At 61.9% G+C, this 19,718-nt stretch carries 15 protein-coding genes and 1 tRNA gene; 10 read left to right on the top strand and 6 right to left on the bottom strand.

Annotated features, from left to right (window positions below; translation table 11 throughout):
- Positions 1 to 48: 48 nt before the first annotated feature.
- Together ybgF and FIV42_RS28395 are read left to right on the top strand one after the other, a co-directional pair.
- Positions 49 to 1,212 (top strand): tol-pal system protein YbgF, encoded by a 1,164-nt coding sequence (gene ybgF / locus FIV42_RS28390; protein WP_141200966.1) that lies wholly within the window; start codon positions 49 to 51, stop codon positions 1,210 to 1,212.
- A gap of 16 nt (positions 1,213 to 1,228) precedes the next feature.
- The gene (locus FIV42_RS28395; RefSeq protein WP_141200967.1) at positions 1,229 to 2,365 is read left to right on the top strand and encodes a LysM peptidoglycan-binding domain-containing protein; all 1,137 of its coding nucleotides are present in this window, start codon (positions 1,229 to 1,231) and stop codon (positions 2,363 to 2,365) included.
- Positions 2,366 to 2,597: 232 nt separating this feature from the next.
- Here FIV42_RS28395 and FIV42_RS28400 read toward each other — a convergent pair whose 3' ends face one another.
- Complete coding sequence (locus FIV42_RS28400) at positions 2,598 to 3,365, bottom strand: J domain-containing protein (RefSeq protein WP_141200968.1); 768 nt, start codon at positions 3,363 to 3,365, stop codon at positions 2,598 to 2,600.
- A gap of 145 nt (positions 3,366 to 3,510) precedes the next feature.
- Positions 3,511 to 3,584 (bottom strand) — tRNA-Met (locus FIV42_RS28405).
- A gap of 240 nt (positions 3,585 to 3,824) precedes the next feature.
- On the opposite strand from FIV42_RS28405, the gene FIV42_RS28410 reads away from it, so the two are divergent.
- A complete protein-coding gene (locus FIV42_RS28410; RefSeq protein ID WP_141200969.1) occupies positions 3,825 to 5,237 on the top strand; it encodes a penicillin-binding transpeptidase domain-containing protein in 1,413 nt (470 codons plus the stop codon).
- 24 nt (positions 5,238 to 5,261) lie between these two features.
- Here FIV42_RS28410 and FIV42_RS28415 read toward each other — a convergent pair whose 3' ends face one another.
- Positions 5,262 to 7,247 carry an ABC-F family ATP-binding cassette domain-containing protein gene (locus FIV42_RS28415; RefSeq protein ID WP_141200970.1) on the bottom strand — a complete coding sequence of 662 codons (1,986 nt, stop codon included), beginning with the start codon at positions 7,245 to 7,247 and terminating at the stop codon, positions 5,262 to 5,264.
- A gap of 111 nt (positions 7,248 to 7,358) precedes the next feature.
- Here FIV42_RS28415 and FIV42_RS28420 point away from each other — a divergent pair, with 111 nt between their 5' ends.
- Positions 7,359 to 8,471: a PEGA domain-containing protein gene (locus FIV42_RS28420; RefSeq protein WP_141200971.1), complete on the top strand. Its 1,113-nt coding sequence runs from the start codon at positions 7,359 to 7,361 to the stop codon at positions 8,469 to 8,471.
- 122 nt (positions 8,472 to 8,593) lie between these two features.
- Here the strand turns inward: FIV42_RS28420 and FIV42_RS28425 are convergent, their stop codons facing one another.
- Both FIV42_RS28425 and FIV42_RS28430 read right to left on the bottom strand, forming a co-directional pair.
- Positions 8,594 to 10,465 (bottom strand): HEAT repeat domain-containing protein, encoded by a 1,872-nt coding sequence (locus tag FIV42_RS28425; protein WP_141200972.1) that lies wholly within the window; start codon positions 10,463 to 10,465, stop codon positions 8,594 to 8,596.
- A gap of 48 nt (positions 10,466 to 10,513) precedes the next feature.
- On the bottom strand, positions 10,514 to 10,789 hold the full coding sequence (locus FIV42_RS28430) for a polyhydroxyalkanoic acid system family protein (protein ID WP_141200973.1): 276 nt from the start codon (positions 10,787 to 10,789) through the stop codon (positions 10,514 to 10,516).
- Between the two features lie 259 nt (positions 10,790 to 11,048).
- On the opposite strand from FIV42_RS28430, the gene FIV42_RS28435 reads away from it, so the two are divergent.
- Positions 11,049 to 11,876 (top strand): AMIN domain-containing protein, encoded by an 828-nt coding sequence (locus FIV42_RS28435; protein WP_141200974.1) that lies wholly within the window; start codon positions 11,049 to 11,051, stop codon positions 11,874 to 11,876.
- 369 nt (positions 11,877 to 12,245) lie between these two features.
- Positions 12,246 to 14,123 (top strand): hypothetical protein, encoded by a 1,878-nt coding sequence (locus tag FIV42_RS28440; RefSeq protein WP_141200975.1) that lies wholly within the window; start codon positions 12,246 to 12,248, stop codon positions 14,121 to 14,123.
- 4 nt (positions 14,124 to 14,127) lie between these two features.
- Here the strand turns inward: FIV42_RS28440 and FIV42_RS28445 are convergent, their stop codons facing one another.
- On the bottom strand, positions 14,128 to 14,862 hold the full coding sequence (locus FIV42_RS28445) for a hypothetical protein (protein WP_141200976.1): 735 nt from the start codon (positions 14,860 to 14,862) through the stop codon (positions 14,128 to 14,130).
- A 137-nt stretch (positions 14,863 to 14,999) separates the two neighbouring features.
- Here FIV42_RS28445 and queA point away from each other — a divergent pair, with 137 nt between their 5' ends.
- The 4 genes from queA to secD all read left to right on the top strand — a co-directional run bounded on the left by queA (position 15,000) and on the right by secD (position 19,699).
- Positions 15,000 to 16,163: a tRNA preQ1(34) S-adenosylmethionine ribosyltransferase-isomerase QueA gene (gene queA / locus FIV42_RS28450; RefSeq protein WP_141200977.1), complete on the top strand. Its 1,164-nt coding sequence runs from the start codon at positions 15,000 to 15,002 to the stop codon at positions 16,161 to 16,163.
- Between the two features lie 11 nt (positions 16,164 to 16,174).
- A complete protein-coding gene (gene tgt / locus FIV42_RS28455) occupies positions 16,175 to 17,299 on the top strand; it encodes a tRNA guanosine(34) transglycosylase Tgt (RefSeq protein WP_141200978.1) in 1,125 nt (374 codons plus the stop codon).
- A 170-nt stretch (positions 17,300 to 17,469) separates the two neighbouring features.
- Entirely contained in the window at positions 17,470 to 17,814 is a 345-nt protein-coding gene (gene yajC, locus FIV42_RS28460) for a preprotein translocase subunit YajC (RefSeq protein ID WP_141200979.1), read from the top strand.
- Between the two features lie 97 nt (positions 17,815 to 17,911).
- Complete coding sequence (secD, locus tag FIV42_RS28465) at positions 17,912 to 19,699, top strand: protein translocase subunit SecD (RefSeq protein WP_141200980.1); 1,788 nt, start codon at positions 17,912 to 17,914, stop codon at positions 19,697 to 19,699.
- Positions 19,700 to 19,718: the final 19 nt, after the last annotated feature.

Consider the following 19,718-nt stretch of genomic DNA (forward strand, 5'->3'; position numbering starts at 1 on the left):
GCTGATGTGCGGTGCATACTGGAGACGTCGCAACCCGAGGAGGGCTGGTTGAAGTTGAAGTATCCGCAGATGCTCCTGGCAAAGCCGCTGAAGGCTTTGCTGGTGCCTACCATCTTCGGCCTGTCCATCGGGTCCGGATGCGCGCACCAGCAGGCAGCCGACAAGCCGCAAGTGCAAGTCCAGCAGCAAGAGACGATCGCGCAGCTCCAATCGCGCCTCGAAGAGGTCGAACGGACCAACGGCCGACTCAACGTGCGCATTGAAGAGCTCGAAGATCAGCTCTTCTTGCTACAGGACATGACCGAGTCGAACCGCATCGCGTTGCAGCGGCGCGGCTACATGCAGCGTGGCACCTATATCAACCGAAACGCGCGTGCGCAGGCCCCGCAGCCGGCCCCGGAGTCGTATTACGGCGCCGGCAACCCCTATGGCGCCCAGCAGGCTCAGCCCCAGGCGAACCAACGCCCGGCGCCCGCGCCCAAGCGGCGCAAGGTGACGCGCATCCCGCTTTCTCGCCAACAGAGTGGGGCGTACGGCGCCCAACAGGCCCAGCCTCGACAGGCCCAACCTCAGCAGGCTCCCGCCGAAAGCGCGCCGGTCGCGCAGGCTGACTCCGGAGCGGAGGAAGAGGAAGTCGTCATCACCGAGGACGAGTATCGCAAGTTCTTCGGCGAGCCGCCCGCGCGAAAATCCAAAAAGTCGAGCTCGTCGAGCAGCCGTTCGTCGGGCAAAAGGGCGCAGCCGCCGGTGACCGACGAGAAGCTGGCGACCAGTGACGAAAAGGCCGACGAGGCCAAGCCGCGTGAAAAGGCGCAGCCGACGCGAAAGAGTGGCGTCAAGCCGCTCGACCTGTATAAAACGGCGTTGGCTGACTATCGGGGCGGCAACTACGCCGACGCGCTCGAAGGGTTCCGCGCCTTTTTGCAGGCCGGTCCCAACTCCAACTACCTGGACAACGCGTTGTACTGGGTCGGCGAGTGCCACTACGGCTTGGGCGAGTACGAGAAGGCGACCAGTTATTTCCAGCGGGTGCTCCGTGAGCAGCCGGACGGAAACAAGGTGCCCGACGCCATGCTCAAGATGTCGCTCGCGTACGAGCGACTGGGCAAACCTGATCAGACGCGCGCGCTGCTCGAAAAATTGACCAACCGGTACCCGACCACCAACGCCGGCCGGCTGGGAGCTCAAAAGCTCTCGGAGCTTGGAAACTGACGAAGGAATCAGTCTTATGTGGAAGTTTGTGCAAGGACTCGCAACTAATCGACTCACCCAAGCATTGGCGGGCACCGCTGCGGCAGCCACGCTGATGGTCGCCGGTGTGTCGACCGCCGACGCTCAGGTCACCCACCAGCAGTCGGGCGATTCGGATTACCACGTCGTCGCCCAGGGCGACACGATGTGGGATCTTTCGGGCCGCTACTACGGCGACAGCTACGAGTGGCCGCGCATGTGGAGCTACAACGCCCACATCACCAACCCGCACTGGATCTATCCGGGCGATATTGTCTACCTGCGCGACGATGCCGGCGGCAGCGGCGCGGCCCAGCCGGGCCAGCAGCAGGCCAACAACAACCAAGCCGGTGCCGGCGAGCCGATGCCGCAGGGCATGTACCTGCCGCTTGGCGGTTATATCACCAAAGACGAGGTCCAGTACGTCGGCCGCATCGTCGCCTCGCGCAAAGAGGCGAACATGCTCGCCGAGCACGACACCGCCTGGGTCGGCTGGGGCGAAGGGGCATATAGCGACGCCGAGAAAGAAGAGATTGAAAAGGAAGAGCGCGAGACCATCGCCAATCCGGGCGAGGTCCAAAAAGGCGACCGCTTCGCCGTGGTGCGCGAGGTCGGCACTCTGACCAACGATGATGGTGAGGTCATCGCGCACAAGTACGTCGTCTTGGGCGGCGTCGTCGTCACGAAGGTCTCCGGGACCGACGAAGAGGGCAACAAGAAGTACTACGACGAGGTCAAGGTGACTCAGTCGTGGCAGGAGATCTACCGCGGCGATCTGTTGATTCCGTACGAGCGTCAACTCAAGGTCGTCAAGCAGTCGAAGGCCGAGACTGACGAGGTCGCCAAAGTCATCGACACGCTGCAGCCGGGGAACATGTTCGGCGAGCACTCGTACGTCTTCCTCGACAAGGGCGCCGCCGACGGCGTGCGCATGGGCAATCGCTTCTTCGCGTACCAGCGTTACGAGGGCATCCACCTGGGCGTCGATCGTCCGCTCGACAAAAAAGTGCCGTGGACTCGAGTAGGTCAGCTGCTCGTCCTCGACGTGCGCGAGCATTACTCGACCGCGCTCGTCATCGACTCGAAGCGCGAACTCATCATCGGCGACCGCCTCGAGATGTATAACGGCTACTGAGTCGTACTCGAGGAGAGGAACGAAAAACCCCGGCCAAAGCGGCCGGGGTTTTTTTTGTGGCGTGCCGACAAGGGCACTACCGCAATTCGAACGACACGAACGTTAGTTTACATAATATCCATTATCGGACCCAAAGGGTCTAAAAATGCCCCAGGCGCCGTTCTAGGCACATCTGGGGATTTACGGGTAAGTTTACGGCGACCGCGGTGAGTTTACGGGTCGCGCCGTTTACTCACGAGCGGAACTTGTCGAGCAGTTGGGCGAAGAAACCCTTCTTCGACTCTTTTTCCTGGCGCATCTTGATGAGTCGAATCTGTCGTTTGGCGACGACATTTTGGCGGTTGTGACGAAGCGCCTCGTTGAACAAGACCTTCGCTTTGTTGAGATTGCCGAGCCCCATCGCCACCACGCCCAAAAAAGTCAGGATGGAATCGTTCTCGGGTTTCTGCTCGCTGATCTCGTCGAGCTCTCCGAAGATCTCGTTGGCGCGGGTTCGCTTGAGCGGCGTGCCCTCGTCATTTTTCGGGATCTGAAGGTACTCGGTATAAAGCAGGTGCGCCTTATATTCGTCTTCTTCCGGGTTGAGCTCGAAGGCGCGCTTGAATTGCTCGTGTGCGCCCTTGTAGCTGCCCGTTTGCAGCATGTTGTTGCCACGGCGGAACGCGCCCTCGGCATTGATGACATTCTCGATATTCTGGTCGCCGGCCTCGAGCTGGAAATCGTAGTCGGCCTTCTTATCGATATCGGACAGCGTCTGCTGGGCGGTGTTGAGCGCGGCAAAAATCTCTTGGAGCTTTTGCTTATACTCCGCGCTCAGCTCATAGCCGCTGTAGCGGTCGGCGTGCCAATCCTTGGCTTTGAGGCGAAATTGCTTCATCACCTCTTTTTTGCCGGGCTTGGCCTCGGGCTCGAGCTCGAGCAGCTCGTAGTAAGTGTCTTCGTCGAGGCGCGCGTGCATCTCGTCGATCTTACGACGGACTTCCTCAATATTGTCGGACATGGTCACTCGCTGAACGTGTGAGTCGGCGGTGTATTTGGATATGTAGGATGAACTCCTCCACCAGATTAATACGGGCCCTCCGCAGAAAGCAAGAACGCGAAAACCCCAGTCACCATACGGCGACTGGGGTCTGGCGTGTTCTTAGTAGCTACGGAGGGATTCGAACCCCCGACCTAGCGGATATGAGCCGCTCGCTCTAACCGACTGAGCTACGTAGCCACATCGATGGGCGAAAAATGCTACCTCGCCCTCGGGACGGCGATTTCTAGTCTAACCTCCGGCGGTCGTCAAGCAAAAAACGTAATTCTTGGGAGAATATTTCCCAAAAAGTTTGACACCCACGGTGGATGTCGTACAACCACAGTGCGGCAACGCTAAAGCACACACAGCGCGGGTCCTGGCGCGATCGCGCCAAAAATCCCTTGACCGATCTCGTTCTTTTGGCCAGATTTAGGATAAATGTTTGATCACGAAGAACAATCTAGACCCGACTTTTTTCGCTTCGCCGTCTGCGCGGCTGGCCTCTCCGCGATGGCGGTGGCGTTTACGTCACTGACCGCCGGTGCAGACGAGCGTCCGCAAGATCACGTGCAACGCGCCTACGAGAGCGCCGAACGAGCTGCGGCGACCGAGAGCGCCCTTCGGCGCCTCGATCCGGAAGGCAGCGCCCAGGCCACCGCTGAGGCCAAAGCCAAGGCCAAGCGCATCGCCCAGGCCGCCAAGGCGTTCGAGCCGGTGCCCGTTCGCGTGGTGCCCGAGGACTGGGTCGAAGCCGGCCTCGACATCAGCAAGGCCAAGCGCGAAGGCGACAAGCTCGTGCAGACCCTTCCCAATGGCGGCAAGGTCTATTTGACCATCGAGCCGTCGGTTCAAGACCACATGGAGAAGGTGCTCGAGCAGAAAAATGTGCCCCACGGCGGCGTGGCTCTCGTCGAGCCGGCCACCGGGCGCGTTCTGGCGCTGGTGAGCCACTCCAAAGAAGGGTCTTCGTACGATGAGATCGCCCGGCGCCCGAAGGCGCCGTCGGCGTCGGTCTTCAAGATCGTGACCGCCGCGGCGCTCGTCGAAAGTGCCGGCGTCAGCCCGACCGAGCAGATCTGCTACCACGGTGGTCGCAGCCGCCTTTCGGAGCGCAACATCAAAGGCGACCCGCGTCGCGACCACAAGTGCGCCGATCTGGGAGACGCCCTGGCCTGGTCGATCAACTCGATCATGGCCAAGCTCGCCTACAAAAAGCTCAGTCGTGACGATCTGAGGGTCTGGGCAGAACGATTCGGCTACAACACCGAGATTCCGTTCGAACTGCCCGTCCAAACGAGCAAGGCCGACATCGTCGAAGATCCCATCGAACGAGCGCGCCTCGCCGCCGGGTTCTGGCATACCTACCTGAGCCCGCTTCACGGAGCCCTGATCGCTGCCTCGGTGGCCAACGACGGCGTGATGATGCGCCCCACCCTCATCGACAAGTACGTCGATCCGAGCGGCGAGACGCTCTATGAGTTCGAGCCGCGCGTGTTGCGCCGCGTGATGTCGAAGAAGACGGCGAAAGTGCTGGCCAAGATGCTCGAGGGCACCGCCGAGAAAGGCACGGCGCGCCGCTACTTCGCTCACCGCCGCGCGTTCCCCAACGACGTGACCGTCGCCGGAAAGACCGGCACCCTGTCGAACAAGGACCCCTACCTCGGATTCACGTGGTTCGTGGGCTTCGGCAAGGACAAGAGCGGTCAGCAAGCCGCGGTCGCCGGCCTGGCGTGCAACAAGCCGAAGTGGTGGATCAAAGGGCACTTTGCCGCGAGCGAGACCCTTCGCAAGTACTACGAGATTCTGGACGAGAAGGCGAAGAAGGCCGCCAGCGAGTTGGCGGCGAATTAACTCCACCGCCCTCTCCGGCTTCGTCTACTGTTTGAGCGCCGCTTCCTCTTTGAGGTAGCGGCGCTCGATTTTTTCGAGCTCGGCGCCGACCTCCTCCCATTCGAGCATCAGCTCTTCGAGCCTGCCCTCGACCTCCGCAAACTCCTGATTCAGGCTCGAGGTGAGTTCGCCATCTTCGTACGTCTCGGGCTTGGCGAGCTGCGCCTCAATTTCGCCGTGTCGCTCCTCGACCGTGGCAATCTCCGATTCGATCTTGTCGAGCTTCTTTCGCAGTTCACGCGTCTCGGCGTCGCGTCGCTTGCGGATTTCGGCCGAGCGCTGGCGAATCTCTTTTTTGGTCAGTTGGCGCGAGGCGTCATCGCCGGCGCCGTCGGCGGCGAGCTCTGCTCCTTCGTCGTCGGACGGCACGCGCTGGGCGTGTTTCCAACGGTAATAATCGTAGTCGCCGTCGTACTCGGTGATCTCACCGGCCTCGATATGCGCGACCTTCTCGACGATTTCGTTGAGGAAGTAGCGGTCGTGAGAGACGACGCAAAAGGCTCCCTCGAACTTCTGCAGCGCCTGCTCGAGCATCTGACGAGACGTGATGTCGAGGTGGTTGGTCGGCTCGTCCAAGAGCAGCAACCCCGCGGGTTCCAGGAGCATCTTGGCGAGCGCCAAGCGGCTCTTCTCGCCGCCCGAAAGCACCGAGATCTGTTTTTCGACGTCCGCTTCCGAGAAGTTGAACGCGCCGAGCACGCTTCGGATGCGCGGGAAGGCTTCGGTCGAGGCGGTCGCCTCCATCTCGCCCAAGACGGTGCGGCTCAAATCGAGCTGGTCGACCGAGTGCTGGGCGAAGTACGAAACTTCGACGCGGTGGCCGAGCTCGATCGTGCCCGTGTTGGGCTCGATGGCTCCGGCCAAGAGCTTGAGCATTGTCGACTTGCCTGCGCCGTTGGGCCCGACGAGCGCGAGCTTATCGCCGCGAAATACCGTAAAGTCGAGACCGTCGAAGACGACATTATCGTCGTAGGCCTTGCGCACTCCGTCGAGTGTCGCCACACGTTTGCCGACCCGTGGCGGCTGCGGGAACTCGAAGGAGATATTGGGGGTGTTGTCGGGCGGGACCTCGACGAGCTCGATCTTCTCGAGCATCTTGATCCGGCTCTGCACCTGCGGGGCCTTCGATGCCTTGTAGCGAAACCGATCGATGAACTCTTGGATCTGGGCGATCTCTTTTTCTTGTTGCTCGCGCTCTTTCTGCAAGCGCTCGCGAAGCTCGTCACGCTGCTCGAGGTAGGCGTCGTAGTTACCGACGAAACTACGGACCGTGTTGTTGGCGAGTTCGGCAATCTGGTCGGCCAGCCGGTTCAAGAAGTAGCGATCGTGGCTGATGATGACGATCGTACCGTCGTAATTCTTCAAGTAGCTCTCGAGCCATTCGAGGCTCTCGAGATCGAGGTGGTTGGTGGGCTCGTCGAGCAGCAGCACGTCGGGGCCAGACAGCAGCAGCCGACCGACCAGAGCGCGCATGCGCCAGCCACCGGAGAACTCCTGCATGGGCCGGTCGACCTCATCGTCGCCGAAGCCGAGCCCGGCGGCGATCTGTCGTGCCTTGCCGCGAATCGAGTACCCGCCGCCGCGTCGAAAGCGCTCCTGGAGCTCGCCATAGACGTGGCTCAGCTCTTCGGACTCGGCGCCGTCGGCGGCCTCGAGCTTGATCTCTAGCTCTGCGAGCCGGTCCTCGAGCTCCAGCAACTCCCCTGCCCCTTCGAGAATGACATCGAGGACACTTCCGGTGTGGACCTCGGTGACCTCCTGCGGCAGGTAACCGACGGTGACGTGGCGTGGAATGACCACGCGGCCGCGGTCGGGCTCCTCCTCGCCGCAGATGATGCGAAACAGCGTCGACTTGCCGGCTCCGTTGGCGCCAACCAGTCCGAGGACGGCGTCATCGGGGAGTTTCCACGTGAGCGACTCGAAGAGTTGGTCGCCGCCGTAGGCTTTGGAGATGGAGTCGAGTTGAATCATTGGTGTACCGCTGGTACTTTCGTTCTAACAAATTCCGTACATATCCGGGCGCCGCAGGCATTGAAATGCCGCCATAGCGCCGGGACGAGTGCTCCCATCGATGGTGTCACGATGATCCACCGCTTTTTCGCTGTTGCAGTTTTGATCCTCCTGACCCTGCTCGCACTACCCGCCTTTGCCCAGGATGGCAAGCAAGGGGACAGTTCAGGTGCCAGCGTGGTCATCCTGAAGTTCGAGACCTTCAACGCCGACCAGGCGGTGATGGACGACTTCTATATGGCGCTGCACGAGGCCATTGATGGGCACCCCGAGATGCACGTCAAGCCCGGCGGCGACGTGAGCATCAACGACCTCATTTTGACGCTCGGTTGCGAATCCGCCAATGCCGAATGTCTGGCCGGGCTGAGCGACTTCGTCGAGGGTGACCGCATCGTGTACGGCTCGGTCGAGCGCTCCGAGAACGTCTACCTCTTTAGCCTCAAGATGTTCGACTTCGCCCGGGGCGAATTCGTGCGCGAGGTCAGCGACAAGACGATCGAGGGCAACACCGAGCAGATCAAGCAAGGCGTGCGCGCGGTCATCGAAGGCTTCCTGTACGGCGACGTCGGCAAGCTCGAGGTCGCCGTCAACGGCGCTTCCGACGCCGAGGTCTTCTTCGACGGCGAAAAAGTCGGCCAAGGGCCGACGACGCTGTCGAAACTTCCGCTTGGTGAACATGCCGTCACTGTACGAACGGCTGACGGCCAGAAAAAGTCCAAGAAAGTGATGCTCCACCGCGGCAAGGTCTCGAAAGTGATCTTCGACTTCGAAGGCGCCAAAGCAGTCGAAGCGCCCGGCGCAGTGGCCTCGAACAACTATGCCGTGCCTGGCTGGACCGCAGTCGGCCTCGGCACGGTGGGTCTTGTCGCCGGCGTCCTCGGCACGACCCAAGTCAGCAGCTACGATTCTGAGGCCGAGTCGATGATCTGTGGCGACGCCTTGTGCCCCGCCGCTTCGACCGAGCGCGCCAACAAGCTCCAAGACGACATGGATTCGGCCTACACGATGAGCATCATCGGCTACTCGGTTGCCGCGGTCGGCTTCGCGGCCGGCGGCTACTTGCTCTATGAGACCTACGCCGGCGGCGCCGAGTCCGAGCAACCGTCGACCGACGAGACCGACATCGAGCCGACGGTCAACGTGGGCGCCGACAGCGCTTCGGTCGGCGTGCGCATCGGGTTCTGAACTGCAGCGAAAAAGATAGAAAGAAAAAGAGTAAAAAGAAAAAGAGTAAAAAGAAAAAGAGTAAAAAGAAAAGGCGGCCCGCGACGGGCCGCCTTTTCTCGTTTACGCGATTGCGTGAACCATCAGTCGTTCACCGCGGCGAGGCCGTAGGCTGCGATGGACTTGATGGCCGGGTCCTTGTGGCCCAACAGGCCGCGGAAGGTCGCCTCGAGGTCCTCGGTGGCATACTCGGTGAGCGTCCAAGCGGCGATGTGCTGGATGGCCTTGTTGTCGGACTTGCGCACGAGCTTCTCGAAGAGCGACTTGTCCTTCGGATCGCGCTTTTCGCTGAGTGCCACGACGGCCATACGGCGCACATTGTCCGGGGCGTCCGAGTCGACGACGACCTTGCGGTAGATGTCGAACATCGGCTCGCCGATGCGCCGGGCGGTGCTCATGGCGGCGGCGCGTGTGTTGGTGTCGCCGTTGATGAGCAGATACTCGACGACTTTGTCTCGGGTGTCGGCGTCGAGCTTCTCGATATCGCTCATGAAGCCAGTGGGCGGCTTGCGCAGCGCCTTCTTCATCTGCGACAGGCCCTGCTTGGGCTCGAGCTCCAGCGCGGTCAGGAACGCCTGCCATTTGACGTCGAGATTGCGGTCCTGTTGGACCACCTTGAGGGCTTTGACCCCACCGTCTTGGCCGAGGCGACGAATTCCTTGGACCACGGCGAGCTTGACCTGGGGGTCACGCGCAGTGGTCTGGAAGCGAAGCAGGTTGAGCGAATTCTTGTCGTCGATGCGCGACACGGCCTCGATGACCGCGATCTTGACTTCCCGGTCGCGCTCGCCGCCGATCGCCTTCTTGAGGAAGTTCAGCGCCTCGGCGTCGCCGGTGCGGCCCAGGCCCTTCGCCCCGTAGAGGCGAATGCGCTTGTCGCCATCGAACAGCGCTCGGCCGAGGGTGCTGATGGCCGACTTGTTGCCCGTGCGTGCCAACGCTTTGATGCCGATGAGGCGCTCGTCGTACTTCGTGCTGGAGAACAGCTCCTTGGCCTTTTCGACCATCTCGTCTCCGGCGCCGGTCGCGGCGAGTTGCCAGCCGAGCGCCTTGAGGTCCTTATTCTCCGACTCCATCAAAGGCTTGGCGGCCTTCTCGGAGACGCTAGCGTCATGCTGGAGCAGAAACTCGGCGAGTTCCTTTTTCTGGTCGTCTTCCTTCGCCTTGCCGAGCTTTTCGACGATGTGCGCAACGCCCTTTTTGTTGCCCAGCGTCACCAGGTGGCGCGCTGCCTTGTCGGCGATGGCATCCTCGCGGTCGCCGAGTGCGTCTTCGAGAGCGGCGACCGCCTTTTTGGAGCCCCCGGGACGGTTGGTCAGACCGATGGCCAGCTTGACGCCGTCGGCACGAATCGCCTTGCGGCGGCTGTCGACCATCTTCTGGGCGTAATCGGCGGCTTCGTCACGGGTGGTGAACAAAGCGGCCTCAACCGCGGCCGCTCGCTCTTTGTCGTCGCGGTCGGTCAGGTAATCGCCCAGAAGCTCTTCGTACAGCTCGCCGTGCTGCTGCGCCGCATAGCGCATGACGTCGCGCTTGCGGTTGTCGTCCGCCTTCTTGATGACACGCGCGAGTAGCTTGGCTTCCTGCTTGTCGGGAAGTACGGTCACGATCTCGCTGAGGGTCAGATAGAGCTGAGAGTCGTCCTTGAGTTGGTCGACCAGCTCGTTGTCAGCCCGGCGGTCGCCGGCCATCATCAGCCCCATCGAGGCGGCGATCTTGACTCGCTTGTCCTTCGCCTCTTTGTGCTCTTCGATGGCTTTGCGCGACGCCCGGCCGCCGATGCGGCCCTGGGTCAACAGAGCCGCCTGCTTGGCCTCGGCGTCGTCGACTTTGACGTTGGTGTCGACGTAGCCTTGAAGCTCTTTCTTGAGGTCTTTCGACAGGCGAGCGTCCGCCAGCGCCGGAGCACTGGTCAACGCGACGATTAGTACGGCGAGTAGTTTTTTACGGCCCATGACGCTCGTTCTCTCTCCAAGATTTGGTCAGTATGCCTTCGGCAGCGATCACGCGAAGTAGCTGTCCATGCGCTTGTTGATCTGATCTTCGATTTTGCCCTTCAACGGCTTGGCGAACAGCTTGAGGTTGATGTTGACCACAAGCTCGGTGTCGGTGACTGCGACGTCGCCCTTGAATCCCTTGCCTTTGATGTCGGCCTTGGTGCCGTCGCCGTTCCACTTGGCGGTGTCGACGTAGTCGAGGTCATCGACGATCTGGTGGACCTTGTCTTTGGCTTCAGCGTGGTCCATGCCGTGGGCTCTGCGGATGGTGATGTCTGCCATGGTTCGTCCTCGGTGGTTGATGCGGTTGTAGGTCGAAAGAGTCCAGATAATTCACGGACATCGCAGCGGGGAAGCTGCCATGCCGCATCGAACTTACTCGAATCGGCGGGACGGTACCAGTCGCGCTCGCGCGCTGTCAAAGGCGCGCCCATTCAAATACTTGCCCTTGTGCGCAGGCGGGTGGTACGGTGGTGGGCGTCAAAGACAAAGTAATCCGCGAAGATTTTGATATTGCGGGTCTCCCAACGAGGTATACACGATGAGACTCATCCGTCATTTGGCCAGCACGGCCCTCCTGACGATTTTGGTCGTGGCGTTCGTCTCCCCGGCGTCCGCCCAGCAGATCCGGCGCTATGGTGACAATAACGCCGGCGGTGATACCGCCGCTAGCTCGTCGAGTTCCAGTTCGGGCGGCGCCAAGGCCTGGTATCCGGGCATGCCCGTGCCCCAGCAGTCGAACGGCGGCGGCCAACAGCAGGCTGCCGATCAACAGCAAGCCGGACAAGAAGGTGGCGCTGAGGGTGAAGAGCAGCTGTCCACCTCGCACCGCATCACCATCTTTTCGGGCAAGAACCAGGGGCCCAACTCGCCGCGCACCACGCTCGATATGGCGGTCGATCAACTCTACCGCGGGGTCATCCCCGGCACCCGTGACGAGGTGGCTCACCTATCGCGGGCCAAGAAGGACGGCGCGAGTGAGGCCAAGAAGAATCAGCTGACCTGGCTCGGCTTCCGCCCCACTGACGAGCACACGCGCGTTTTCTTCCAGACGGCGCGCAAGGCCGACTACCACATCCGCCGGAAACAGAATCCGGCGGTCATCGAGATCACGGTCAAGAACACCAAGATTTCGGCGCGCAACTTCAGCCGGTTCATCGATACGAGCTTCTTCAACCGAAACGTCAAGCGCGTCGAGGCCAAGAAGGTCGACTCGAGCACCGTCGAAATCATCATCGAACTCGAGAAGTTCGAGCAACCCACCGTCCGCCAAGACGGCAGCTACGTCTACCTCGACTTCCCGCACACCGCGCCGGCTAAGAAAGAGGAAACGGAGAAGGTTGCCGGCCAGAATCAAGGCCAGCCCTGAACCTCGAATCACACCTCCGGGTCGGCCCTCGACCCGGAGGTCTGCTGACGTCGACGTGGCTGTATGAAACCGCCGTTTCGCCCACCTCGCCTCGTCCTCGCCGCCGTCAGCTTGGCTTTGACCGTCGTGTCGAGCTTATCTGCCTCTCCTGCTCTCTCTCAGACCAGTAATGAACCGTCGGCGTGGCTGCCGACTGAGCGTCGCCTACACGATATCGCGCAGAGCACCGTGGCGTTCGGGCCCCAGAGTTTTGCCGACGCGAGCGCTCTGGGGGCCGCAACGTCCCAGGCTTGTACGCTCTCCGCCGGGGAATTCGCGTGCCGCTGTGTCGAGTTCGAGACCGACGCGGGCACGATACGAGCCGAGCGTTTGCTCCGCACGAGCGAGGCGGTGGTCGCGACGAATCTATCCGTATCTGCCGACGGGGAGCACCTCTTCGCCGATCGCTGGATTGCTTCGACCGACAACGAGCCGCGTCACCACGTCGCCTCGGTGGTCATCGCACGTCGCTCACAGCCTTTAGCGACGTTGGCGGCGCGCTCTCTTTCGCTGAGCGCAGACCAGCGAATGAGAATCGAAGAGCCCGCCTGGCATCAAAAGGAACCTCAGATACGGGCGACGAGCTGCGGTTTTGCAACGGCTCGCCCCCACGACAAAGAGCGCCTCTCGGCAAAGTCGGCGACCTGGCTGGAGGGCCATTGGAGGGTCGAAGGGATGCGTCTTGTCGACGAAGTTCCCTACCTCGCAGACTACACGGCCGCCGAGCCCGGACCCGTCTCGGGTTGGCTGCCTCCGACCATTGTCTACAGCGATGCCATCGCCAGCGCGGAGGCGTCGTACCTCGTCGCTGATTGGCGCGCCGCTCCGCAGATCGTCCTCGCCCCGGCGCACTGGTACGGGATCGGCATGGGCGTGATGAGCCAGGTCGAGCCGAGTACTGCGGGCGTGCCCGCGCTCGGGTCCTTCCACGATCTACTCGACGTGCAGCTTCGCTGGTCGCAGCAGACCGACGATGTGCGCCCCTTCGCGCTCGGTGACGGCGCCTGGGGCGCTCCGTACACCCACCTGTCAGCATCGGTCGAGGAGGTCGGCGAGGCGACATTTTGGCAAACGGCCCGCATCGAACGCGACGCCCTATTTCGCACATGGAGGCTGAGCCGCGCGGGCATCGCGCTGTCGGGACCGCAGCATGTGCTTCGCCTGCGGGTGTTCCATCCCGAACCTTCCGCCCGGGTCCGAACGCGTCCCGAAGCTCTCGGCGCGGAGTTGCAACTCGCCACCACCCATCAATTGGGCGAGGCCGGACGGCTCGACTTCGAGGCACAACACGTCAGCTTCCTGATCGATGATGACGGGTCGCACGCCACGCTGCTGCGCGCTGGGGCAGACCGAATCCTCGGTTCCCGCGGGGCGTGGTATCTGCGCCCTGCCCTGCGCGGCTGGCTACAAACCGGTCTCGGCGCCGAAAATGTCGGCATCGGCACTGCGACGAGCGGCCAGGTGGTCGCCACAGCCGACACAGGTGTGGCACTCCGGGGGCGCTTCGAGAGTGTCGAGCATCGTATCGAGCCGGGCTTGACTGTCGCTCGCGAGCTTGTCGGCTTCGAACGTCTCGACAGCGATACCACACCATTGGGCCCCCCCTTCCCTGCCAGGGAGGCCGATTGGACGCTCGCAGGCGTACGGCTCGATCAAGGGCTGGACTTCTCCACGGACGTCCAAGTCGACTTCCCCGCGGCACTCGTGTTCGAAGGTGGAGGTGTCGACGAGGCTCTCGAGGAGAGCCCGTGGCTGCTAGGCGGTCTCGCGTTGCGGGCTCGAGGAGTCGAGATGGGCGCGAACGCGGCGTGTCTGGAGTGGTGCGACGAGCTCCTCTGGTCAGCGAGCGCGGCGGCCGAACTCGGGGACTTCGACACCCTCTACATGGTCGGCGACTCGACAACGACGCTCCTGCGTCCGCTGCAGTGGCGAGGCTCTCTCGATGACGGGTGGTCGTTTATCCATGGGTTCCAGCGCCGTGGAGAGACCGCGCAGGCGCACCTCACTCATTTGTTGAGCTTGGGCTGGGAGCGTGGTCGATTCGGGACTCGGGTACAGGGTTTTCTGGAGCCCGAAGACGCCGACGCAGGGGTCGCCGTGGGGAATAGCTACTCTTTCCCAGAGCTTGGTTGGTCGGTGGGGCTTCGCGCTCTCGTCGACGGCGACGAGTGGGGAGTGCTCGTCGGCCTGATCACCTCGGGGAATTGACCCGTTAGCCGACTTTATCGAGTCGCTTCTTGAGTTTGCGAAGCTTGGGGTGCTTGGGGCGGATGCGCTCGACGTTGTCCAGCGCATGGGTTGCAAAATGCTTGTCGGCCACGTTGATCCCGAAACGCGCCATCAAGACGAACACTTCAGCGTTATCCGGCTCCATACTCGCCGCGCGCTCGAGTTGCTGACGCGATTCGTCGACCACGCCGGGATCGTTGTTGCGAAGCTTGAACTGGGTATAACCCAGGTAGGCGAGGATGATGCCGCGGCTCGGGTCGTAATTCGTCGCCCTTTTCAGGCACTCCTCGGCCGAGTTCAGGTCGCGAAGCTTCAGATAGGTCAGCCCGTCTCGAAAGTAGATATCGCCGAGCGCCGCGCAGTCGTCGTCGACCTGCGGGAGCACCGGCTTTTCTTTCTTGGGGGCGCTTGGAGCCTCTTCGGGTTCGGCGTCGGCCGAGCTCTGGATAGAGACCATGGCCCGTCCGATGGCGCGGCGGATATCGAGCGCCTTTCGCGTCAGATCCATGTCCGCAAAGCGCTGGAAGTTCTCGGCGCGGTAGAACTTCTCGTAGCGCTCGTAGCGCGAGCGCACTTCGTCGAGCGACGCGTCTCGGCTCAAGTTGAGGATGACGAACGGATCGTCGGCGCCAGAGATTCGCTCGTAGTCATCGGCGACCATCGTGCGAATCTTCTGGGTTCGCTTGGGCGAACCGGATGGGTCATTGGGGCTGGACATGGCGGCTTACAGACACGAGAAGTACTGACGACGACAGTCTATCACGTTGCTCGATTGGAGCAACCTTCGGTTGGCCTCGCTCAACCTTCGTGATAGGCGTCTTGGCGAACCGTTGATTTCGAGATGTGCGACGATTCATGAGTAGCAACGACACTGGAACACAGAAAGGCGCCGAGGCTGATCGGGACGCGCAAGCGCGCGACCTCGATGCGGTCGACGCATACGACTACGAGCTGCCCGAAGAGCTGATCGCCGCTCACCCGGCCGATCGTCGTGGTGAATCGCGCCTGTTGGTCGCGCGGCGCGACTCGGCCCAGATCGAACACGTGCAGTTTTCGGATCTCCCCGACTACCTAGAGCCGTCGGATCTGCTGGTGTTCAACAACACCCGCGTGATCCCGGCGCGCATCATGGCCAAGAAGGAGACCGGTGGGGCCGTCGAGATGCTCGTGCTCGATATCATCGAGCCCGGCGGTGAGGATCGATGGACCGAGGAAGCCGGCGGAACAGTCGTCTTTCGGTGCATGACCCGAAGCTCGCGCGCACTGCGCCCGGGTATGGAGTTGACCGCCGATGCAGGCGACGCCGGCCCCTTCGTGGTTCGCGAGTGGGAGGCGGGCAAGGCCGAAGTCGAAGTAGATTGGGACGGCGCGCCGGTCGACCTCCTCGAAGAGGTCGGCCAGATGCCGCTGCCTCCTTATATCCTCAAGCGTCGAAAGACGTTGGGCGAGGCTGAAGAGGCCACGGCCGACGACCGAAAGCGCTACCAGACGGTCTACGCCGCCAAACCCGGCGCGGTCGCCGCTCCCACCGCTGGACTGCACTTCAGCGAGGAGTTGCTGGAGCGTCTCGAGGAGCGCGGGATTCGGCGGGCTTTCGTGACGCTACAAGTGGGCATTGGCACGTTTCGTCCGGTATCTGCGGATCGCCTCTCCGAGCACGAGATGCACTCCGAGGAGTACGAGATTTCGGCCGAGTTGGCCCGCGCCATCGAAGAGACGCGCGAGGCTGGCGGGCGAATCATCGCCGTCGGCACCACCAGCATGCGTGCGCTCGAGGCCGAAGCTCGCCGCGACAAGCCCTTCGAGCCCGGGGTGCGGCGCACCGACATCTTTTTGCATCCCGGCGTCGACTTCGAGGTGTGCGACGGACTGGTGACCAACTTCCACCTACCCCGCTCGACGCTGCTCGCGCTGGTCGCCGGTTTGGCCGGCTACGATTTCATGCGCCAGATTTACGCCGAAGCGATCGAGGAGCGCTACCGCTTTTATAGCTACGGCGATGGGATGTTGATTTTGTGAGCGGACCCGACATGACCGTACAATGTGAGACATTTTCTTTCGAGGTGCACGCCGAAGACGGAATGGCGCGCGCGGGCGAGGTCGAAACAGCCCACGGGCGGTTTCAGACCCCGATCTTCATGCCCGTGGGCACCAAAGGCACCGTCAAGGCGATGACGCCGGAAGATTTGACGGACCAGATCGGTGCGCAGATTATTCTTGGAAACACGTACCATCTGTATCTGCGGCCAGGCCTCGACATCATCCGTAAGCACGGCGGCCTGCATGAGTTCATGAACTGGGACGGGCCGATCTTGACCGATTCCGGGGGCTATCAAGTCTTCAGCCTCGAGGATTTGCGCAAGATCAAAGAGGACGGTGTCGAGTTCCAAGACCATATCGAGGGCTCGTACCACTTCTTTACCCCCGAGAAGGTCATCGAAATCCAGGAGGTCCTGGGCAGCGACATCATGATGGCCTTCGACGAGTGCCCGGCGCTGCCCTGCTCGGACGAGTACATGCGCGAGAGCTTGGCGCGCACCACGCGCTGGGAGACGCGCTGCTTGGAGGCGCGCACGCGCACCGACTGTGCGTTGTTCGGGATCTTACAGGGGGGCACCAGCCCCGAGTTTCGCCGCGCGCACATCGAAGAGCTGTGCGAGTTGCCCTTCGACGGCTTTGCCATCGGGGGCCTGAGCGTGGGCGAGGCCAAGGACAAGATGTACGAGACCGTGGAGCTGTCGACGCCGTTGATGCCCCACGACAAGCCCAAGTACCTGATGGGGGTGGGCAAACCCGACGACTTGGTCGAGTGCATCGCGCGCGGGGTCGACATGTTCGACTGCGTCATCCCCACGCGCAACGCCCGCAACGGCCAGTGCTTTACCAGCCAGGGCGTGGTCAAAATTCGCAACGCGGTCTATGCCGAGGACATGCGCCCGCTCGACCCCAACTGCGAATGCTACACGTGCCAGAACTACACGCGCTCGTACCTGCGCCATCTGTATAAGGCCCAAGAGATCTTGTCGGCGCGGTTGTGCACGCTGCACAACCTGCACTACTTCCTCGAACTGACGCGCACCGCGCGCCAGGCCATCGTCGAGGGGCGTTTCGAGGCGTTCCGCAAGGAGTATTACGCCCGCAAAGAACACGCGTAGGCAGTTGACGTATGGATTCACCTCCTTTGCGGAGAGGTGAAATCCGAGCAGAAAGAAATACTTACCGGCCTCCAGTCGGTTGGTATGGGCGCGGGCTTGACCTCACTAGGCTTGGCTGCTATTCCCTACCGACCTTAGAGCGCCCTCATTTTTCGTGGAGACGACACAGTATGTGGCAACACATCATTATCGCTCAGGCGCCACCCGAAGGTGGATGGATTGTTCAACTCCTCCCCTTCATCTTGATTTTCGGCATCTTCTGGTTGCTGGTGATTCGTCCGCAGCAAAAGCGGCACAAGCAGCACCAGGAGTATCTGAACGCCCTCAAGAAGGGTGACAAGGTGGTCACCGCCGGCGGCATTTTCGGCACGGTCGAAAAAGTCGACGAGCAGACGGTGACCGTGCGCATCGCCCGCGACACCAAAATCAAGGTGCTGCGCCAGCAAGTCGAAGGGTCGCAAACTTCCTACCTCAGCGATGGGGACGAGGAAGAGACCGAAGAAAAAGCAAGCTAAGTAACGAAATCTATTACACGTGCATGCGAGGCATGCGGGGTGCTCCGGCTCCGGTGACCTCGCCGCCGAATCGCCCTCCGAACGGAGTTTCGGAACTATGAGTGGGAAGACGTTTAAGTGGACCATCGTCCTGATCGCGGTGCTATTGGCCGTCTACGGGCTCGTTCCGACGATCCTCGACGCCGCCGATGGCGACCTCGATCGCGAGGTCAAAAACTTCGAGGGCCCGGCCGTCGAATGGATCATGGAGAACGGCAAGCCGTTGACCCTGGGGCTCGACCTGCAGGGTGGACTGCTGTTGCAGTACAAGGTCCTCGTCGACAAGGCCGTCCAGGACAAGCTCGACCGGATGGCGCGCGATGTGCGCGCCCGCTTGGTCGACGACGAGCCCGGCCTCAACGTCGAAGTGACTCACCCCGAAGGTGAGTTCTTCATCGACGTGCAGTTCGCCGACGAGACCAAGACGGCGCTGATCGACGAAGACTTCATGTCGTACCTCACCAACCTCCAGGAGACGGAGATGGGTGGCGGTATGGTGCGTCTGACGATGAACGAAGAGTACATCGAAGAGACCAAGAAGTTCGCCGTCCAGCAGGCCATCGAGACGATCCGCCAGCGCGTCAACGCGCTGGGTGTGGCCGAGCCGAGCATCACCCGTCGCGGCGAGAGCGACATCGTGGTGCAGCTGCCCGGCCTCAAAGAGAACGACGTCGAGCGCGCCAAGGAGCTGATCGGTCAGACCGCCCAGCTCGAGTTCAAGATGCTCGACGACGACGGCACCGACGCGTACTTCCAGCAGTTCATGGGCAACCTGCCCCAGGGCTTCAACCTGCGTCGCATCGGCGGCGGTGACCTGTCGGTGACCCACCGCAGCAAAGAAGCGCTCAAGCAGTTCTTCGAGGGCAAGACGGACGCCAATCACGAGATTGGCTACCAGCATCACCCGATTTACAAGAACAAGGCCGAGGGCATCATCGACGAGGAGCGCTCGTACTGGAAGACCTACTACGTCTTCAGCGAGACCAAGCTCACCGGTGACTATATCCAAGACGCCCGCGTGGCCATCGACCAGCAGTTCAACCGCCCGTACGTCGCGCTGAACTTCGACACCAAGGGCGCCGAGCTGTTCGGCGAGCTCAGCTCGAACAACGTCGGCAAGCGCATGGCCATCATGCTCGACGACAACGTGCAGAGCGCACCGGTCTTCAACGAGCCCATCATGGGCGGTCGCGCCCAGATCACCATGGGTTCGATGCAGTCGTTCGGGGAAATCCAGCAGGAAGCTCAAGACCTGGTCATCGTGCTCCGCCACGGCGCCCTGCCCGCTCCCATCGAAATGCAGTACGAGACGGTCGTCGGCCCGACCCTGGGCGCCGACTCCATCGACAAGAGTACGCGTGCACTGCTCGTGGGTAGCATCCTGATCGTCATCTTCATGCTCATCTACTACCGAGGCGCAGGCGTCATCTCGGTCGCCGCCCTCACGTTCAACGTGATGTTCATCATGGCAGGCCTGGCTTCGCTGGGCGCTACGCTCACGCTGCCCGGTATCGCCGGCATCATCTTGACCGTCGGTATGGCGGTCGACGCCAACGTCATTATCTACGAGCGTATCCGCGAGGAAGTGCGCGCCGGCCGCTCGGCCTTCGAGGCGGTCAACTCGGGCTTCGACAAGGCGCTGTCGGCGGTCATGGACGCCAACATCACCACCGGCATCGCCGCGCTCGTGCTCATGCAGTACGGCACCGGCCCCGTGAAAGGCTTTGCCGTTACCCTGCTCATCGGAATCGTCAGCACCATCTTCACGGCAGTCTTCATTGCCCGACTGCTCTTCGACACCTGGGGCGCCGGAAGCTCCAAGAATGCTGACAGTGTCAGCATCTAAGCGTGCGGTTGTGCAATCA

This window comes from Persicimonas caeni (assembly GCF_006517175.1).
In the GTDB taxonomy this organism is placed as follows: domain Bacteria; phylum Myxococcota_A; class Bradymonadia; order Bradymonadales; family Bradymonadaceae; genus Persicimonas; species Persicimonas caeni.